The sequence below is a fragment of the Streptomyces sp. NPDC050528 genome (genome assembly GCF_044457795.1).
In the GTDB taxonomy this organism is placed as follows: domain Bacteria; phylum Actinomycetota; class Actinomycetes; order Streptomycetales; family Streptomycetaceae; genus Streptomyces.
Window position 1 is genome coordinate 85630 of sequence record NZ_JBITHH010000001.1, and the last position, 16292, is coordinate 101921.

Sequence of the window (16292 nt, forward strand, 5' to 3'; positions counted from 1 at the left end):
GCATCTCCCCCTGAGCGGTCGCCTGGCACCGGAACCTGTCTATCAACACCAGGGTAAATAGGGGGAGTTGTTTCGGACCAGATCGCGTGGTGTCCGTTGGGTTACGAAAATATCGGAACCATGGACATAAGCGACAGGTGATTGCGGCAGCCTCAGTCGACGGTGATCGAGTCCAGCTTCTCCCGCAGATAGACATGCGAGTCGACGGCTTCGTAGGCCACCCGCCCGACCGGCGCGGGCACGGACTCCACGCGCGTGCCCGGGGTGCACTCGCCGAAGTACACGAGCGACATCAGCTCCTCGGCGGGCGCGTCGGCGGGCGGCGGCAGCACGCGGTGCCGCCCGGACCGCCACCGGTCACCGGTCCAACGGGCCATCAGATCCCCGATGTTGATGGTGAACGCCTCGGGATCGAACGGCGCGTCCTCCCATCCCCCCTCATCGGTGAAGACCTGAAGTCCCCCCTTCCCGGCCTGCCGGTCGAGGATCGTCACCGTCCCGAAGTCGGTGTGCGGCCCGATCCGGAACTGCCCCGGCTCCGGCTCCCCGACCACCTCCACCCCCGGGTACCAGTTGATGTTGAACCCGTACGTCGGATGGTCCATGTGCTTGGAGAAGAAGTCGGGTTCGAGCCCGAGCGCGACCCCGAGCAGCGACAGCAACTGCTTCTCCAACTCGCCCATCCGGTCCAGGTACTCCTCGCAGAGCGCCTGCAGTTCGGGGATCTCCGTCGGCCACACGTTGGGCGCGTACCACTCGGCGTTGATCACCGGGTCCTCGAAGGGCTTGTGCGTGGCGAAGGTCAGCGACTCCTTCAGATCGGGCGGGGTCTCGGTCCCCTCCGAGTACCCGTTGGCCTCGGCCCCGGGCCCGAGCCAGCCGCGCCCGCCGACCTTGGCGGAGTAGGCCTCTTTCACCTCGACGGGCAGGGCGAAGAAGGCGCGGGAGGCCTCCCGGATCCGTGACCGCAGACCCGGGTCCACCCCATGCCCGGTGACCAGCAGAAACCCGGCCGTCTGGAGGGCGTCGTCGACGGTACGGGCGATGTCCTTGCGCGTCTCCTCGTCCCCCAAGATCCAGGGCTTCAGGTCGATCGTGGGGATGCGGGGCTCAGTCACCGATGTCCTCGTTCCAGAGTGCCGGGTTGTTCTTGATGAAGTCGCGCATCAGCGAGGTGCACTCGGGGTCGTCGAGGAGGACGATCTCCACACCGTGCTCGGCGAGCCAGTCGTGCCCGCCGTGGAAGGTCGCCGCCTCGCCGACGACGACCCGCGAGATCCCGAACTGCCGCACCAGCCCGGAGCAGTACCAGCAGGGGGAGAGGGTCGTGACCATGGTCGTCCCTCGGTACGACCGCTGCCGCCCCGCCGCCCTGAACGCGGCCGTCTCCGCGTGCATCGAGGGGTCGTCGTCCTGGACGCGCCGGTTGTGCCCGCGCCCCAGCAGGGTGCCGTCGGCGCCGTAGAGCGCGGCGCCGATCGGGATGCCGCCCTCGGCGAGTCCGGCGCGGGCCTCCTCGACGGCGGTGGCCAGCCAGGTCCGTGCCTGTGCCTGATCGATGCGGTTCATGGGTCCCACTCTCCTGTGGCCGAAACACGAGGGCAACGTGCGGAAAGTACTCTCCCCGCAACCCGTACCCGGACGAACTGTCAGCGCCCCTGGAGGTGCCCGTGCCCGCACTCACCCTCCGTGAGGTCCTGGCCCTCGACCCGGTGCGCGCCACCGAGCCCGAGCTGCTGGCCGGCGAGGCCGCGCTCGACCGCCCCGTGCGCTGGGTCCACTCCAGCGAGGTCTACGAGGGCGCGAACTTCCTCGACGGCGGCGAACTCCTCCTCACCAACGGCTTCGGCCTCACCGACACGGACGCGGAGATCCGCCGCCGGTACGTCCGCGAACTGGCGGCCCGGGGCGCGTCCGGCCTGGCGGTGGAGATCGGCCGCTCGCTCCCCACGATGCCGCCGGAGGTCACGGACGAGGCCCGCCGCCTGGGCCTTCCGCTGCTGGCCCTCCACCGGGTGGTCCCCTTCGTACGGATCACCGAGGCGGCCAACCGGGCGATCGTGGCCCGGGGCCTGTCCGGCCGTTCCGTCGTACGACCGTGGGGCGACGACCACACGGCAGCGCTCCTGGCGGATCTCGCGGACCGGGCCGCGCTGAACCAGCCGGAGGTCGAGGCGCGGTCCGCCCTCGCCGGCTTCCATCCCGGCCCCGGCGCCCGCCTGATCGGGGTCTCCGTGCATGGCGCGCGCGACGTGACGGCCGTGGACCGGGCGGTACGGCTGCTGGGCGGCGCGAGTGTGCTGCGCGCGGCCTTCCCGGGCGACGTCCTGGCCCTGCTCGCGCTTCCGGGGTCCGTCTCGGGCGACCCCATCCGCGCGGTCCAGGAGGCGTTCCGTACGGCCGCGGACCCCGGCCTGACGGTGGCGGTGGGGCACGCGGTCGAGGCCGGGAGCGGGTGGCTGCGCTGGAGCGACACGTTGAGGGCGGCCCGTACGACACTGGAGCTCGCCCTGACGGTCCCGGCGGCCGAACCCGCCACCCCTGAGGGCCCGTTGGTGACCTCGGCACGTGCGCTGGCCCTGGAACGGGAGCTGACGCGCGGCGGCATCGACGCGAACCGGGACCGCTTGGCGCGGCTGGTCCAGCACGCGCTGGGCCCGCTGCTCGCATGGGAGGCGGCGCACCCGAGCGACCTGGTCCGGACCCTTGAGGTGCACCTACGGCACGGCTGCTCGCCGACGCGGACGGCGGCCCTGCTGCACATCGGCCGCCAGTCGCTCTACCAGCGCCTGGAACGCATCGAGTCGTTGCTCGGCCTGGAGATAGACGACCCGGACCTGCTGGGCGAACTGCTGGCGGCGGTGTGCGCGCATCGGGTGGTGCGGGGGATGGGGGCGGCGCAGGTGCGGGGGCTGCGGACGGTGGCGTGAGGAGGTCCGGCCGGGGGCGGTGTGCTCACCGGTCGGCGCTGCCGGGCGGTACGACCCATTCGGCGGGCTGTCCCGTCAGGGAAGCGATCATGTCGAAATCGCCGTCGTAGTGGAGAACCGTCCGCCGGTTCAGCTCTGCTGTGGCTGCGATCAGCAGGTCGGGCAGGGACAGGGCGCGGTGGAAGCCGGCATTGAGGGCATGGCGCTGGACCTCAAGGGCGCGGGCGAAGGCGTCGTCGTCCGTGCTGAGGTAGTCGAAGGCGTGGAGCCAGGTGCTGATCCGTGTGGCCTCTGAACCGTCCCGTGCCGAATGGATCATCTCGTACTCGGTGGGCCGGCACACCGCGAGCAGGTAGCGCTCGTGGAGCGGTTTGAGGACTTCCTTGACGCTCGGTTTCGTCCAGCGGGCGAGGGCGGACTTGTCGATCACGTAGCGGTCCTGCATCAGGCGGCGCGGCCTCCGTCGCGGTCGCTGTGGCGCGTGAGGGAGCCGTCGGTGTTGCGTGGGCCGGTGTTCTCGACGATCTCGCTGAAGTCGAGTTCGCCGGCGTCCATCGCGTCGAAGAACTCCTGCCGCAGGTGTCGTTTGACGGCGTCCTCCATGGCGAGGCGTACGGCCTTGGCCTTCGTTTTGGTCCCGAAGATGCGCATGGCCTCGGCGACCATCTCTTCGTCGAGGTCGATGACGGTTCTGGCCATGTGGAAGGTCCTTTCGTCGACGATCCCAACCGGAAGAACGATACCATTATCAATGGTGTAGCGATATCGTTTTGGTGAAGCCTCCCTGGTGGATGTGGCCGTGGGAGTCACTTCGGGTCTGCGGCGACCGAGCGCCAGATGCGGTCCGGGAGGATGCGGGCGGCTTCGTCCAGGTCGAGTTCGATGTCGTCGACCTGGGAGAGCCAGCGGCGGACGACGCCGACCAGCGGGCCCAGGACGAGGGACTCGATCAGGGGCGGTGGGAGCGGGGCCAACTCGCCTGAATCGACGTGGGATTGGATCCAGAGGGCGAACACCGAGAGCCTGGCTTCCTGGGAGTCGCGGAGTTCTCTGGCCTGGGTCATGTTCCGTTGGTCGGTTCTGGCGGAGTGCAACAGCAGGGCGGCGTCGCGGTGTTCGCGGACGAAGGCGATATGCGTCCGTACGATCGCGCGGATGCCGGTGCGGGCGGTGCGGGTTGCCTTCAGCGCGGTGACCAACTCGCCCAGCAGCACGGTCAGCCAGCGCTGCGCCAGCGCGTCGTACAGGCCGTCCAGGCTGCCGAAGTGGTGGTACAGGCTGCCGAGGCTGACACCGCTGGCCTTGGTCACGGCGTTCACGGTCAGGCCCTGCTCGCCCTGCTCCGCGAACAGGCGCAGCGCGGCGTCGAGGAGCAGGTCTGCGGTGACCTCGCCGCGTTGTTGCTTGGGGCTCATGCGGGGCAGCTTATTGGGAACTCGGTTCTAGAGTGAATTTCTAGAGCAGATTTCTGGAATCCTCTTCCGGTCTGGTCATCCGGCGGTCCAGACTTGGTGGTAGCCGGGCCCGCGTCCGTCCGTCTCGGGGGATACGGATGGCCGTGGGTCCGGTGGGCTTTGTGCGGTGGGTTTTGTGTGGGGGTGCATAGGATCGGCGGCATGGCGTTGCGTCCGGTTCAGGTGAATATCAAGGCAGTTGACGGCTTGGCGGTTGGGCGGTTCTGGGGGGAGGCGCTCGGCTGGAGTGTCTTCAGCCCCGGTGTGACCACCTACGTCGGGCCCGGTGGCGGTCGTGTCTGGCCCGAGCCGGTCGGCCTTGGTATCGACGTCGTGCCGGTTCCGGAGTCCAAGACCTCTACGAAGAATCGGCTGCACCTCGATCTCGCCACCACGTCCGCCACGCACCAGGCGGACTTGATCGCGCGTCTACGGTCCCTCGGCGCGACGCCCGTCGATGTGGGGCAGGGGGATGTGCCGTGGACCGTGCTCGGTGATCCGGAAGGCAACGAGTTCTGTGTGCTGGAGCCTCGGGAGATCTATCGGGACACCGGGCCGATCGCTGCGGTGGTCGTCGACTGTGTGGATCCTCGGGGCATGGCGCGGTTCTGGGGCGAGGCGATGGACTGGGATGTTCTTGAAGTCTCCGACGACCAGGCCTCGTTGCGTTCCGCCGCGGGGGTCGGGCCGTATCTGGAGTTCCTTCGCGTGCCTGGTGTCAAAGCCGTGGCTGATCGCGTCCATCTTGATCTGATGCCGTATCCCGGTGACGACAAGGCGGCGGAGGTGGAGCGGTTGAAGGGGCTTGGGGCGAGGGATCTCGATCTCGGGCAGGGTGATGTTCCGTGGACGTGTCTGGTCGATCCGGAAGGGCACGAGTTCTGCGTCCTTGCTGGTTCTCTGCCCTGACTCGGGGGCTTGTTGGTGTCACGGTGGTTGGAGGCGTGGGCGTTGGGCCACTCGCTTCTTTGGCAGTGTCGGGCTTCCGCGGCCCGAGTAAAGGGCGCTCCCTGCGGTCGCGTCTCGCCAGCACGCCGGGTCGGCTCAGCGGCCAACCCTGGGTGGGTAGTTGCTGGAAGCTGGGGGTGAAACTAACCGCCGTCGCGACCGTTGACCGGTTAGAAATGACCCCGGCTTCCAGAGAGGGGCACTCGCCAGGAGGCGCCCTGGCCAGGAGGTCCCTGGGCTGTTACGCCCGGCGGTGGCGTGCGAATTGGGCTGGGGTTGCGGCGTACTGGTTCTTGAACGCGCGGATGAAGTGGCTGCTGTCGGTGAAGTGCCAGCGTGCGGCGGCCTCGGAGATGGTGAGCTGTGATCCGGGGGTGGTGAGTGCCTCGGCCGCTGCTTCCAGGCGTCGGCGGCGGATGTAGGTGCTGAACGACTCGTCCAGGCTTGCGAAGGCTCGCTGCAAGGTGCGTACGGAGACGTGTAGTTGTGCGGCTATCGCGGGCGGCGACAAGTCGGCGTTGGTGAGTTGGGCGTCGGCGAGGTCCTTGGCCGCTTGGGCGAGGGCCGGGGTGAAGGTGGGCTCGTGGTCGTCGAAGTGGTCGAGGATCAGGCCTTTGGCGAGTTCGAGCAGGGCGTTGCGGGATGCGTGCGCGGCCGCCGGGCCCAGGTCGCCCACCGTCCGCTGCACCGCGCTGGTGTGTGCCATGAGGATCTGGGCGGCGGGGGAGGTGGCGCGGCCGGTGCGCGGGTTCCCGGCGACCAGGGAGCGCAGGGCGTCGCCGGGGAAGATGAAGATGCGGGTGCCGATCACGGGGGTGGTGTGGAAGTGGTTCTCCGTCACGACGTGGTGCATGAAGTAGGTGCCGGCCGAGACGTACGCGTCACCGCCCTGATCGTGCGGGTCCTGCAAGGCCACCGCGCCGCGCAGTCCGACGTACAGCCTGATCTCGTCGTGCTCGTGCGTTCCGACCGCCCGGGTGCTGACGGCTGAGGATGCCCACATTTCGTTGACGGCGGTGTCCTCCAGGGCCACCGAGCGCATCGTTCCCTGGAAGCCGTCGACCGTGGAGGCGCTGAATTCCGGCAGCGGGTACTGGTCTCCCATCCGGTCGTTCCAGGTCTCGATGAACGGCTCCCACGTTCCCCGGCCGGGGCCCGTGGAGTCGGCGTCGACACTGAACGTGCCCACCTTGCCGCCCGGGCCACGGAAACTCGGCCTGCTCGTCATGTGTCCTCCGCCCGATGAGGATGTCGCCGGAATCCCATTCCGCGTCGCGAAGGTACACCCGCTCCTCGTACGCCTGTTCCTACGCTGGGTGGCGCTTCGACCTCCGCAACGATCTACCGCCTGCCGACCGTGCCCCCGCGGGCGAAAGTGAGAAGAACTAACTATGAAGGCAGTGCGTTTCCACCAGTACGGCGACCCGGATGTCCTGCGTTTCGAGGACGTGGAGCAGCCGGTCCCCGGCACCGGGCAGGTGCGGGTCCGTGTCGCGGGGACGTCGTTCAACCCGGTCGACGCCAACATCCGCGCGGGTTTCATGCAGGGGCCGATCCCCGTGACGCTGCCGCACACCCCCGGCATCGACGTCGCCGGCACGGTCGACGAGCTCGGCGAGGGCGTGACCGGCATCCAGGTCGGGGACCAGGTCGTCGGCTTCCTGCCGATGGCGGGACCGGGCGCCGCCGCGGAGTACGTCGTGGCACCGGCCGAGGCCCTGACGCCGGCGCCCAAGAGTGTCGCGCTGTCCGACGCGGCCGCGCTGCCGCTGGTGGGCCTGACCGCGTGGCAGGCACTGTTCGAGCACGCCGAGCTGACGAGCGGGCAGCGCGTGCTGATCAACGGCGCGGGCGGAGCGGTCGGCGGCTACGCCATGCAGCTGGCCAAGCAGGCGGGCGCCCACGTGATCGCCACGGCCGGCCCGCGCAGCAGCCTGCGCGTCACGGCCGCGGGCGCGGACGAGGTCATCGACCACACGACCACCGCCGACGTCGTCACGGCGGTGAGCGATCCGGTCGACGTCGTACTCAACCTCGCCCCGGTCGAACCGGCCCAACTGGCCGCACTCCTCGGCCTGATCCGCCCCGGCGGTGTCCTGGTCAACACCACGGTGTGGATGCCCGCGCCCACCGACGAGGAGCGCGGCGTACGCGGCATCGACCTGTTCGTCCGCAGCGACGCGGAGCAACTGTCGCGCTTGGTGGAGTTGGTCGACGGCGGCGAGCTGCGTGTCGAGGTAGCCCGGCGAGTGCCCCTGGCCGAGCTGCCGACCGTGCACGCCGAGGCCGCAGCGGGCGCACTGCCCAGCGGCAAGATCGTCATCACGGCAGACGCCTGACGCCCACCCGGCCCATCCGGCTCACCGGTCCGCGCGGCTCACCCGGCCCACCCGACTGACCCTTTACGGAGACGACCCCGATGATCCCCGACGGCGGCGGCCCGCCCCCGCACCCCTCACACCGGCCCAGAACGCAATACAGGCAAGGGAGTTCACACCTGGGCACCCGTTCTTTCGGGCCGTGGAAGCCCGACACTGGCAAAGAAGCGAGTGGTCCAACGTCCACGTACCAATAGGCGCCCACTTCTAGCCCTGCGGCTCCAACACCGCGTAATCCGCGAAGCTGCGGCGGTAACGCGTATGCCGGGTCTCCTGCGTGTGCTTGCGTTGCCATTCCTCTACGTCGCCCGGGTTGCCGTACGGCCCAGACGTGGCGTCGCAGTCGGAGTCGTCGCCGGAGACGCAGCGGGCCTCGTATTCCGGTTCAGCCGTGGGGTCTTGGACGATCGCGTACGGGACGTAGCGGAAGACGCGGCGGTGTTGGACCTCGTGGTCGCGGTGCTGGTGTCGGCGGAGCAGGACGTTCGCGTCGGTTTCGGCGGTGCCGTCGTTGCGGGCGCGGGCGTCGTCCCGGAGGTCGGCGAGGTGGGCACAGGGCTGGCAGTCGGGGATGGGGGAGGGGGGTGTGGTGATGTCGTACGGGACGGAATTGCCCACCCAGGAGCGGGAGTTGGCGGCCTTCACGTTGGCGATCAGGCGTTCCTGGGGTGTTGCCGGGCGTACGGCTTGCGGGGCGGCTTCCCATTCGCGGCCACCGCCGAGGGGGCGCAGCATCGCGTAGGGGCCTGCCTTGCCTCGGTACTCACCCACCCTGTTCGTACTGATGTCGTAGACGAGCGTTCCTTGTTCGATCTGGTTCGGGATCGGCTCAACCATGTTCACTCCGGGGCCACTTCATCACTCTGGGTGTATTGAGAGTCGCCTAGGGGAACGGTCCGTATCAATGCCTGGCGCGTGCCATTGGGCTATTGCCACGGAGGGGAGGCGAGTTCGGTGACCTATCGCAATGCGGAGGCCACGGGCGGGGTCAGTAACGCGGTGCTGTTCGGTGACTTACTCCGGTTCTATCGAGAGACCGAGTTGCTCACGCAGGAGGCGCTGGCCCGCCAACTCCACTGCGACCGTTCGCATGTGGCCAAGATCGAGGCGGGGACGCGGGTCCCGCAGGAGTCGTTCGCGAAGAACTGCGACGAAATCCTGCGCACGGGTGGGGCGTTGCGGCGGATGTGGCGCCAGATCGACTGGTACCCCGAGGTTCAGCATCCGGATTGGTTCGAGCGGCGCGCTGAGATGGACGCGAAGGCTGTCGCCCTGAGGGAGTATCAGGACCAGGTCATCCCGGGCCTGTTGCAGACGCCGGGCTATGCGCATGCGCTGTTCAGCCGTAGCGGTACGGACGTTGATGAGGTCGAGTCGCGGGTCCGGGCCCGGTTGAGTCGTCAGCCGCGCTTCCTGGCCGACGACGGGCCGCTCTACGTCGCGGTTCTGGACGAGAGTTGCTTGCGTAACGTCGTGGGCAGTCCGGAGGCCATGCGGGACCAGTGCGCTCATCTGCTGACTGTCGGACAGCGCCCCAACATCCGTATCCAGGTGGCTCCGGCGGGTCTATTTGGGATCATCCGCCCCCGCAACTCGATGTCGCTGATCGAGCTGCCGGATGGGCGCTGGGTGTACTCGGAGTCCCTGGATAGCGGCCACTTCAACAATGATCCGGCCATCTTCGCGCGCCACAGTCAGGCCTATGATGTGCTCAGGGCGGACATCCCGTCAGCCCGCGAATCCGCCGCTCTGATCAGCGACGTGATGGAGGGTTACGAGCACCATGAACACGCACGAACTCGGCGCGGCGACCTGGATCAAGAGCAGCTACAGCGGCGACAACGGCGGCAACTGCGTCGAAATCGCCCCCGCTTTCCCCGCCGTGGTGCCGGTGCGTGACAGCAAGGTCGTCGAGGGCCCGGTGCTGGTCGTCACTCGCGCTGCTTGGTCCGCGTTCACGGAGACGCTCCGGTGACTTGGGTCAAGAGCAGCTACAGCGACGACAACGGCGGCAACTGCGTGGAAATCGCCCCCGCTCTCCCCGTCGTACCCGTACGTGACAGCAAGGTCGTAGACGGCCCCGTGCTGACGATCACCCGTTCCGCCTGGTCGGCTTTTGTGTCGACCGTCCGTGACAACGGGTTCGGCTGCTGAGTGGGGTCAGTGAGGCACCCTCTAGGGGCGCGGGGCTGAGACATTTGCGGCTCCGCCGCGCGGGCGCGACCAGCCCCCACCAGCCCGCAGACGGACAACCCTCAATCCGCCACCCTGATCAACAACTTCCCCGTACTCGTCCGCGCCCCCATCACCCGATGCGCCTTCGCCGCCTCCTCCAACCCGAACTCCGCCGTCACCGGCAAGGACACCGTGCCCGCGACCACCGTCGCGAACGCCCGCTCGGTCAGGGCTCGTAGGGCTGCCGGGTCGTTCTGGGCCAGGGTCAGGATCGAGAAGCCGGAGACGGACAGGGCGCCGGCGTACAGCTGAGGTTGGTCCACCTGCCACGGCCTCGCCGCGCTCGCGTTGCCGAAGGAGACCAGGCGGCCGTAGGTCGCGAGGGAGGCCAGACCGGCGCGGAACGTCTCGCCGCCGACCGGGTCCAGGGCCAGGTCCACCCCGCGCCCCGCCGTCGCCGCCCGCACCGGCGTCTCGAACTCGCCCACGAACACCGCGTCGTAGCCGTACCGCCGCGCGAACTCCGCCTTCCCCGCGCTCGATACGACCCCGTACACCGCCCCGGCCCCCGCCGCCCGCGCCAACTGCCCCACCACCGTGCCGATTCCGCCCGCCGCGCCCTGCACGAGCAGCGTCTCGCCGGGCTGGAGGCGGCCGACGGTGTGGACGAGGGCGTACGCGGTCGGGAGGACCGTGGGGAGTGTGGCCGCCGTGCGGAGGTCCACGCCCTCGGGGAGCGGGAAGACGGTCGTCGCGTCGGTGACGGTCACTTCCGCGTACGCGCCGCCCGCCGTCAGGGCCGCCACCTCCTGGCCCACGGTGAGACCTTCGACGCCGGGGCCGATCTCCCGTACCCGGCCCGATACCTCAAGTCCCGGTACGAAAGGGAGACTTGGCACCCGGTATCCCTCGCCCCGCGCCTTGAGGTCGGCGAAGTTCACCCCGCTGTACGCCACGTCCACGCTCACCTGGCCGGGGCCGGGGCGCGGTGTCTCCGTCTCCACGACCTTCAGGACCTCGGGGCCGCCGTATTCCTGGATCTCGACCGCGCGCATGCCGGACTCCCCGCTCGACTGTTCAATGAAAAGCGAACACTCGCGAGTGTATGGTTTTCATCGAACACCCCGCAAGCGGGAGCGAGTGGGATCGAGTGGGATCGCGCGAGAACGAGTAAGCGGGTAAGAGGGAGCGGAGGTCGGCATGGCGCAGCGAGACGGCACCACCGGAAGTCATCGGGCCGCGCCCGAGCACGCCCACCCCGACGACGTCCCCGTCCAGCTCGCCCTCGCCGCGCTCGCCGACCCCGTACGCCTCACCCTCGTAAGGGAGTTGGCGGGGTCCGCCGACTGGACCCGTACCTGCGGCAGCTTCGACGTGCCCGTCGGCAAGGCCGCGCTGAGTCATCACTTCGCCGTGTTGCGCGGCGCGGGGATCGTGGAGCAGCGTGACGAAGGGCCGAGGCGGGTCAACCGGCTGCGAAGGGCGGAGTTCGAGGGTCGGTTTCCCGGGCTGCTGGACCTTGTGCTGCGGAAGGACGGCCGGGCCTGAACCCGTTTGCCCGCTCCGGCGTCACCGCCCCTGCTCCGGCGTCAACTTCGGTTGTTCTGGCGTACGTTGAAGGGTGATTACAGGGAGTGGCCAGGCTGATACTTTGCGTGTATGAAGTTCACCCTGACCTATGACGTGGCCGGTGCTCCCGACGGGTTCTTCGCCTGGTTTCTTGATTCGGCGCGTGAAGAGGACTTGTACAAGGGCGAGTTGGCGTACAAGGGCTACTCGATGTCGGGGCGGCGTGAGAGTGAGGAGCGGGTGGTCCGGCGCACCGTGTTCCAGCGGTCACTGCAACTGCCGCCCCCCGTCGCCAAGTTGCTCGGCGCCAACTTCAGTGAGGCCGAGGACGGGACTTTCGAGAAGGCCGACCGGCTGTGGACCTGGAAGGTCACGCCGAGCAGTCTGGCGGACAAGATTCGCCACGAGGGCCATCTGACGGCCGAGGACAGCGACGCCGTCCGCAGCCGCCTCCGCGTCGAACTCACCTATGAGGCGAAGATCTTCGGCGTAGGCGGCCTGCTGGAGAGCTCCATGGAGAAGAACCTGCGCGAGGAGTGGGACCGGACCGTCGCGTTCTACAACCGTCAGGCCTCGTTGGCTTGAGCGGTCCGGCCGGCGATGCGCGTGAACGCCACGTACAGCACCGCGCTCAGCACGAACCCCACGATCGGCGTGCTGTCCCCGAACGACGGCCAGTGCTTCGGGACGTAGCCGACGTAGTCCTCCTGGTTGGAGAAGAGCGGGACCGATACCCCGATGCCGATCAACAGGGCTGCCAGGCCGGGCCAGTTGGTGAAGGTGGGGTCGGTCAGGCGAGGGGCCAGCTGCTCCGTCGTCGTCGTGCCGCGGGACTGGTACCAGCGCTCCACCAGCACCACGCCCAGCCACGGCGCCACCCAGTACGCGATCACCAGCAGGAACGCCTCGTACGCCGAACCCGCGTCGGACAGGGACGCCCACGCCGCCGCCGTACCGGCGACCCCGGACACCACGACCAGGACGCTGCGGTTCAGCCATGCCGGGAGCTTCAGGCCGAGCGCCGTGAGGGAGATCGCGCCGGAGTAGACGTTCAGCGCGTTCGCCGAGATCGCGCCGAGGATGATCGCGATCAGCACCAAGTTGCCGAGCCAGGACGGGAGATGGCCGGTGAAGGCCGCCGTGGGCGTCGCGTCCTTGGGGGCCAGGAGTGTTGCCGAGGCCGCTCCCATCACCGCCACGAACGTCACCGACACAAACAGGCCCAGCGCTGGGTACAGGATCGTCCTGAACTTGTTCGCCGTGCGGGGGAGATAGCGCGAGTAGTCCGTGGCGTACGGGTTCCAGCCCGCCGCGTAGCCCCACGCCGCGCTGAGCGCGAGGAGGAAGCCGCCTACGCCGCCGCCCGTGCCGCCTCCGCCCAGGTGTGCGTCCTTGAACGTCCAGATGCCGGCCAGCACGAAGATCAGCGCGAGCGCCGGGAACGCGTACTTCTCGAAGGTGTGCACGAAGTTGTGGCCGATGAAGCCGATCAGGATCTCCGCGACTACTACGAGCAACAGCGACGGCAGGGGACGTAGACCCGTCAGTGTGTTCAGTGCGAACGCCGCGCTCACGCTGTTCACCGCGAACCAACCGACGCCCGCCACAAGGCCGTTGGCCGCCGACGGGAGGATGTTGCCGCGGAAGCCGAAGGAGAAGCGGCCGATCACCATCTGCGGGACGCCGAAGCGGGGGCCGTCCAGGGAGAGGAAGCCCTGCGTGATCGCGCCGAGGGCCGTGCCCAGGACGATCGCCGCGGTCGCCTGCCAGAAGGACAGGCCGAAGAAGAGGACCGAGATCACGCCGATGTAGACGGTCGCGAACTCGATGTTCGGGGAGGCCCAGGTCCAGAGCAGCTGGAGCGGGCTGCCGTGGCGTTCGGCGTCGGGGATGGGCTCGGCACCGGCCGTCTCTACGGCGATGACCTTGTCACCGTATTCGGGGGCGAGGGTGCCGGTCGATTCGGCGGGAGCAGTCGTCATGCGAGGTAAGTGTCCGGTTCCTGCCGGTCCGGGCCCAGAGGCGCATTGTCCGTACCGGGCCGCTCACCGGCGTACAACCTGCACGTATCGCCTCGCGTCACTCGGCCTTCGGGTCGTCCTTGAGGTCGTCCTTGTTCAGGGACTTCAGGAACTCGGGGTTGTCGTCCGGCGCGATCCACCGGCCCGGCGCGGCCGTCGCCTCGGCCCCGGTGCGGCGCGCCCGGCCCGCGATCAGCCATGCGATCGGGCCGACCAGCACCTCGCCGAAGAGCAGGATCACGAACACCCACGCGAGCTTCGGCATGCCCCGCACGTCCTCCTCGGGCGTGTTCAGGCAGTCCACGAAGGCGTAGATCCACAGGGCCAGGACCAGCAGGAAGGGCAGATACCTGAGCATGGCGGCGAGATTCTCCTGATGGGTGAGACGGCCCCGGTGACGGGGTCAGGTTAGCGGGTGGCAGATACTTGGACACATGGCTTACGACGATCTTCGCTCCCTGCTCAGGGCACTGGAGCGCGAGGGAGACCTCAAGCGCATCAAGGCCGAGGTGGACCCCTATCTGGAGGTCGGGGAGATCGTCGACCGGGTGCAGAAGGCCGGCGGACCCGCGCTTCTCTTCGAGAAGGTGAAGGGGTCGTCGATGCCCCTCGCCATGAATGTGTTCGGGACCGACCGGCGGCTGCTGAAGGCCCTCGGGCTGAAGTCGTACGGCGACATCTCCGACAAGATCGGCGGGCTGCTGCGGCCCGAACTGCCGCAGGGGTTCGTGGGCGTGCGGGACGCCTTCGGGAAGCTCGGGTCGATGACCCACGTACCGCCGAAGAAGGTCAAGGACGCGCCGGTGCAGGAGGTGGTGCTCACGGGTGACGACGTCGACCTCGACGACCTGCCCGCGCTCTTCACCTGGCCGCAGGACGGCGGGTCCTTCTTCAATCTCGGGCTCACGCATACGAAGGACCCGGAGAGCGGGGTCCGGAATCTCGGGCTGTACCGGCTCCAGCGGCACGACAAGCGCACGATCGGCATGCACTGGCAGATCCACAAGGACAGCCGGAATCACTACCAGGTGGCCGCGAGGCGGGGGGAGCGGCTGCCGGTCGCGATCGCCTTCGGGTGTCCGCCCGCCGTGACGTACGCCTCGACGGCGCCCCTTCCCGGTGACATCGACGAGTACCTCTTCGCCGGGTTCATCGCGGGCAAGCGGATCGAGATGGTCGACTGCAAGACCGTGCCGTTGCAGGTGCCGGCGCAGGCCGAGGTCGTCATCGAGGGGTGGCTGGAGCCCGGCGAGATGCTGCCGGAGGGGCCGTTCGGGGACCACACCGGGTTCTATACGCCGCAGGAGCCCTTCCCGGCCCTCACCATCGACTGCGTCACGATGCGGAAGCGGCCGTTGCTTCAGTCGATCGTCGTAGGCCGGCCTCCGACGGAGGACGGACCGCTGGGGCGGGCGACGGAGCGCTTCTTCCTCCCCCTGCTGAAGATCATCGTGCCGGACATCGTGGACTACCACCTGCCCGAAGCGGGCGGATTCCACAACTGCGCGATCGTCTCCATCGACAAGAAGTACCCGAAGCACGCGCAGAAGGTGATGCACGCGGTCTGGGGTGCGCACATGATGTCCCTGACCAAGCTGATCGTGGTCGTCGACGCCGACTGCGACGTCCACGATCTGCACGAGGTCGCGTGGCGGGCCCTCGGCAACACGGACTACGCCCGCGATCTCTCGGTCGTGGAAGGACCCGTCGATCATCTCGACCATGCCTCCTACCAGCAGTTCTGGGGCGGCAAGGCGGGGATCGACGCGACGAGGAAGTGGCCCGAGGAGGGCTACACGCGGGACGGCGGCTGGCCCGAGATGGTGCTGTCCGACCCGGAGACGGCGGCGAAGGTCGACCGCCGGTGGAAGGAGTACGGACTGTGAGCAGCGCGTCTGCCGCGATCCCGCAGCCGGGGCGCACCAAGGCGTTCCTACGTCTCGTCATGATCGAGCACTCCGTCTTCGCCCTGCCCTTCGCCTACATCGCCGCGCTGACCGCGATGTTCGAGCTGGACGGGAACATCCACTGGGGGCGGCTGCTGCTGGTCACCATCTGCATGGTGGGCCTGCGGACGTTCGCGATGGCGGTCAACCGGATCATCGACCGCGAGATCGACGCCCGTAACCCGCGCACCGCCCACCGCGAGCTGGTCACCGGCGCGATGTCGGTGAAGCACGCGTGGACGGGCGCGCTCGTCGCCCTGGTGGTCTTCCTGGGCTCGGCGGCGCTCCTGAACCCCCTCTGCCTGGCCCTGGCGCCCATCGCGGTGATCCCGATGGTGGTCTATCCGTACGGCAAGCGGTTCACGAACTTTCCCCAGGCCATCCTCGGTCTCGCCCAGGCGATGGGCCCGATCGGCGGCTGGCTCGCGATCACCGGCGAGTGGTCCTGGGACGCGGTGATCCTCGGTCTCGCCGTCGGCATCTGGATCGGCGGCTTCGACCTGATCTACGCCTGCCAGGACATCGAGACCGACCGCGAGATCGGCGTCATGTCGGTCCCGGCCCGCTTCGGCATCCCGGCGTCGATCTGGGGCGCCCGCGTCTGCCACACGATCACGACGGCCCTGCTGGCTTGGTACGGCGCGGCGACCGGCGCCGGCGCCTTCTACTGGTTCGGCCTGCTGATCGTCGCGGGCGCGTTCCTGTACGAGCACTCGATCGTCCGGCCCCATGATCTCTCGCGGTTGAACCGGGCGTTCTTCAGCGTCAACGGGTTCATCGGGATTGCCCTGTTCGTGTGCGCGCTTCTCGATCTTCTGGTTCGGGGTCTGACCGTGTGAGTAGCGTGCGGCCTACCATCGAGGGCAGGACC

The 16292-nt window shown here is 68.6% G+C and carries 20 protein-coding genes; 10 read left to right on the forward strand and 10 right to left on the reverse strand.

Annotated features, from left to right (window positions below):
• Positions 1–152: 152 nt before the first annotated feature.
• Positions 153–1118: an isopenicillin N synthase family dioxygenase gene (locus ACIBK4_RS00425; RefSeq protein ID WP_398990698.1), complete on the reverse strand. Its 966-nt coding sequence runs from the start codon at positions 1116–1118 to the stop codon at positions 153–155.
• Complete coding sequence (locus tag ACIBK4_RS00430; protein WP_398990700.1) at positions 1111–1569, reverse strand: nucleoside deaminase; 459 nt, start codon at positions 1567–1569, stop codon at positions 1111–1113. The genes ACIBK4_RS00425 and ACIBK4_RS00430 overlap by 8 nt, the downstream gene beginning before the upstream one ends.
• A 101-nt stretch (positions 1570–1670) precedes the next feature.
• Here ACIBK4_RS00430 and ACIBK4_RS00435 point away from each other — a divergent pair, with 101 nt between their 5' ends.
• Positions 1671–2930 carry a PucR family transcriptional regulator gene (locus ACIBK4_RS00435; RefSeq protein WP_398990702.1) on the forward strand — a complete coding sequence of 420 codons (1260 nt, stop codon included), beginning with the start codon at positions 1671–1673 and terminating at the stop codon, positions 2928–2930.
• 25 nt (positions 2931–2955) lie between these two features.
• Here the strand turns inward: ACIBK4_RS00435 and ACIBK4_RS00440 are convergent, their stop codons facing one another.
• The 3 genes from ACIBK4_RS00440 to ACIBK4_RS00450 form a co-directional block, all read right to left on the reverse strand.
• Positions 2956–3375, reverse strand: coding sequence for a PIN domain nuclease (locus ACIBK4_RS00440; RefSeq protein WP_398990704.1), 420 nt, complete (start codon positions 3373–3375; stop codon positions 2956–2958).
• Positions 3375–3629, reverse strand: coding sequence for a type II toxin-antitoxin system VapB family antitoxin (locus tag ACIBK4_RS00445; RefSeq protein ID WP_398990706.1), 255 nt, complete (start codon positions 3627–3629; stop codon positions 3375–3377). The genes ACIBK4_RS00440 and ACIBK4_RS00445 overlap by 1 nt, the downstream gene beginning before the upstream one ends.
• Before the next feature lie 107 nt (positions 3630–3736).
• Entirely contained in the window at positions 3737–4345 is a 609-nt protein-coding gene (locus ACIBK4_RS00450; RefSeq protein WP_398990708.1) for a TetR/AcrR family transcriptional regulator, read from the reverse strand.
• A gap of 201 nt (positions 4346–4546) precedes the next feature.
• Here ACIBK4_RS00450 and ACIBK4_RS00455 point away from each other — a divergent pair, with 201 nt between their 5' ends.
• A complete protein-coding gene (locus ACIBK4_RS00455) occupies positions 4547–5293 on the forward strand; it encodes a VOC family protein (protein WP_398990710.1) in 747 nt (248 codons plus the stop codon).
• Between the two features lie 280 nt (positions 5294–5573).
• On the opposite strand, the gene ACIBK4_RS00460 is transcribed toward ACIBK4_RS00455, so the two are convergent.
• Positions 5574–6560, reverse strand: a complete 987-nt coding sequence (locus ACIBK4_RS00460; protein ID WP_398990713.1) for a helix-turn-helix domain-containing protein — start codon at positions 6558–6560, stop codon at positions 5574–5576.
• A gap of 163 nt (positions 6561–6723) precedes the next feature.
• Here ACIBK4_RS00460 and ACIBK4_RS00465 point away from each other — a divergent pair, with 163 nt between their 5' ends.
• Positions 6724–7671, forward strand: coding sequence for an NADP-dependent oxidoreductase (locus tag ACIBK4_RS00465; RefSeq protein ID WP_398990715.1), 948 nt, complete (start codon positions 6724–6726; stop codon positions 7669–7671).
• Between the two features lie 246 nt (positions 7672–7917).
• On the opposite strand, the gene ACIBK4_RS00470 is transcribed toward ACIBK4_RS00465, so the two are convergent.
• Positions 7918–8547, reverse strand: a complete 630-nt coding sequence (locus tag ACIBK4_RS00470) for a hypothetical protein (RefSeq protein ID WP_398990717.1) — start codon at positions 8545–8547, stop codon at positions 7918–7920.
• A 117-nt stretch (positions 8548–8664) separates the two neighbouring features.
• Here ACIBK4_RS00470 and ACIBK4_RS00475 point away from each other — a divergent pair, with 117 nt between their 5' ends.
• From ACIBK4_RS00475 to ACIBK4_RS00485, 3 genes are read left to right on the forward strand one after another with little or no spacing between them, the layout of a single operon-like run.
• The gene (locus ACIBK4_RS00475) at positions 8665–9609 is read left to right on the forward strand and encodes a Scr1 family TA system antitoxin-like transcriptional regulator (RefSeq protein WP_398990719.1); all 945 of its coding nucleotides are present in this window, start codon (positions 8665–8667) and stop codon (positions 9607–9609) included.
• Positions 9572–9685: a DUF397 domain-containing protein gene (locus tag ACIBK4_RS00480; protein WP_398992887.1), complete on the forward strand. Its 114-nt coding sequence runs from the start codon at positions 9572–9574 to the stop codon at positions 9683–9685. The genes ACIBK4_RS00475 and ACIBK4_RS00480 overlap by 38 nt, the downstream gene beginning before the upstream one ends.
• The gene (locus tag ACIBK4_RS00485) at positions 9682–9864 is read left to right on the forward strand and encodes a DUF397 domain-containing protein (RefSeq protein WP_398990721.1); all 183 of its coding nucleotides are present in this window, start codon (positions 9682–9684) and stop codon (positions 9862–9864) included. The genes ACIBK4_RS00480 and ACIBK4_RS00485 overlap by 4 nt, the downstream gene beginning before the upstream one ends.
• A 101-nt stretch (positions 9865–9965) precedes the next feature.
• On the opposite strand, the gene ACIBK4_RS00490 is transcribed toward ACIBK4_RS00485, so the two are convergent.
• Positions 9966–10940, reverse strand: coding sequence for a zinc-binding alcohol dehydrogenase family protein (locus tag ACIBK4_RS00490; protein WP_398990723.1), 975 nt, complete (start codon positions 10938–10940; stop codon positions 9966–9968).
• A gap of 145 nt (positions 10941–11085) precedes the next feature.
• Between ACIBK4_RS00490 and ACIBK4_RS00495 the strand changes: the two genes are divergently transcribed.
• Both ACIBK4_RS00495 and ACIBK4_RS00500 read left to right on the forward strand, forming a co-directional pair.
• Positions 11086–11433 (forward strand): ArsR/SmtB family transcription factor, encoded by a 348-nt coding sequence (locus ACIBK4_RS00495; RefSeq protein WP_398990725.1) that lies wholly within the window; start codon positions 11086–11088, stop codon positions 11431–11433.
• Between the two features lie 111 nt (positions 11434–11544).
• Positions 11545–12039, forward strand: a complete 495-nt coding sequence (locus ACIBK4_RS00500; protein WP_398990727.1) for a DUF2505 family protein — start codon at positions 11545–11547, stop codon at positions 12037–12039.
• Here the strand turns inward: ACIBK4_RS00500 and ACIBK4_RS00505 are convergent.
• Together ACIBK4_RS00505 and ACIBK4_RS00510 are read right to left on the reverse strand one after the other, a co-directional pair.
• Positions 12021–13436 carry a purine-cytosine permease family protein gene (locus ACIBK4_RS00505; protein ID WP_398990729.1) on the reverse strand — a complete coding sequence of 472 codons (1416 nt, stop codon included), beginning with the start codon at positions 13434–13436 and terminating at the stop codon, positions 12021–12023. The two genes, ACIBK4_RS00500 and ACIBK4_RS00505, sit on opposite strands and share 19 nt — an antisense overlap.
• Before the next feature lie 97 nt (positions 13437–13533).
• On the reverse strand, positions 13534–13833 hold the full coding sequence (locus ACIBK4_RS00510) for a PLD nuclease N-terminal domain-containing protein (RefSeq protein ID WP_366435926.1): 300 nt from the start codon (positions 13831–13833) through the stop codon (positions 13534–13536).
• A 76-nt stretch (positions 13834–13909) separates the two neighbouring features.
• Here ACIBK4_RS00510 and ACIBK4_RS00515 point away from each other — a divergent pair, with 76 nt between their 5' ends.
• Both ACIBK4_RS00515 and mqnP read left to right on the forward strand, forming a co-directional pair.
• Entirely contained in the window at positions 13910–15361 is a 1452-nt protein-coding gene (locus ACIBK4_RS00515; protein ID WP_398990731.1) for a menaquinone biosynthesis decarboxylase, read from the forward strand.
• Positions 15358–16260 carry a menaquinone biosynthesis prenyltransferase MqnP gene (gene mqnP, locus ACIBK4_RS00520; protein ID WP_398990733.1) on the forward strand — a complete coding sequence of 301 codons (903 nt, stop codon included), beginning with the start codon at positions 15358–15360 and terminating at the stop codon, positions 16258–16260. Before ACIBK4_RS00515 ends, mqnP begins: the two co-directional genes overlap by 4 nt.
• The last annotated feature ends 32 nt before the right edge of the window (positions 16261–16292 follow it).

Coding starts and splice junctions, on each gene's coding strand:
- ACIBK4_RS00490 (WP_398990723.1), bottom strand. CDS start 10,940: ATGCGCGCGGTCGAGATCCAGGAATACGGCGGCCCCGAGGTCCTGAAG.
- ACIBK4_RS00510 (WP_366435926.1), bottom strand. CDS start 13,833: ATGCTCAGGTATCTGCCCTTCCTGCTGGTCCTGGCCCTGTGGATCTAC.
- ACIBK4_RS00500 (WP_398990727.1), top strand. CDS start 11,545: ATGAAGTTCACCCTGACCTATGACGTGGCCGGTGCTCCCGACGGGTTC.
- ACIBK4_RS00455 (WP_398990710.1), top strand. CDS start 4,547: ATGGCGTTGCGTCCGGTTCAGGTGAATATCAAGGCAGTTGACGGCTTG.
- ACIBK4_RS00505 (WP_398990729.1), bottom strand. CDS start 13,436: ATGACGACTGCTCCCGCCGAATCGACCGGCACCCTCGCCCCCGAATAC.
- ACIBK4_RS00460 (WP_398990713.1), bottom strand. CDS start 6,560: ATGACGAGCAGGCCGAGTTTCCGTGGCCCGGGCGGCAAGGTGGGCACG.
- ACIBK4_RS00430 (WP_398990700.1), bottom strand. CDS start 1,569: ATGAACCGCATCGATCAGGCACAGGCACGGACCTGGCTGGCCACCGCC.
- ACIBK4_RS00465 (WP_398990715.1), top strand. CDS start 6,724: ATGAAGGCAGTGCGTTTCCACCAGTACGGCGACCCGGATGTCCTGCGT.
- ACIBK4_RS00450 (WP_398990708.1), bottom strand. CDS start 4,345: ATGAGCCCCAAGCAACAACGCGGCGAGGTCACCGCAGACCTGCTCCTC.
- ACIBK4_RS00470 (WP_398990717.1), bottom strand. CDS start 8,547: ATGGTTGAGCCGATCCCGAACCAGATCGAACAAGGAACGCTCGTCTAC.
- ACIBK4_RS00515 (WP_398990731.1), top strand. CDS start 13,910: ATGGCTTACGACGATCTTCGCTCCCTGCTCAGGGCACTGGAGCGCGAG.
- ACIBK4_RS00445 (WP_398990706.1), bottom strand. CDS start 3,629: ATGGCCAGAACCGTCATCGACCTCGACGAAGAGATGGTCGCCGAGGCC.
- ACIBK4_RS00495 (WP_398990725.1), top strand. CDS start 11,086: ATGGCGCAGCGAGACGGCACCACCGGAAGTCATCGGGCCGCGCCCGAG.
- ACIBK4_RS00440 (WP_398990704.1), bottom strand. CDS start 3,375: ATGCAGGACCGCTACGTGATCGACAAGTCCGCCCTCGCCCGCTGGACG.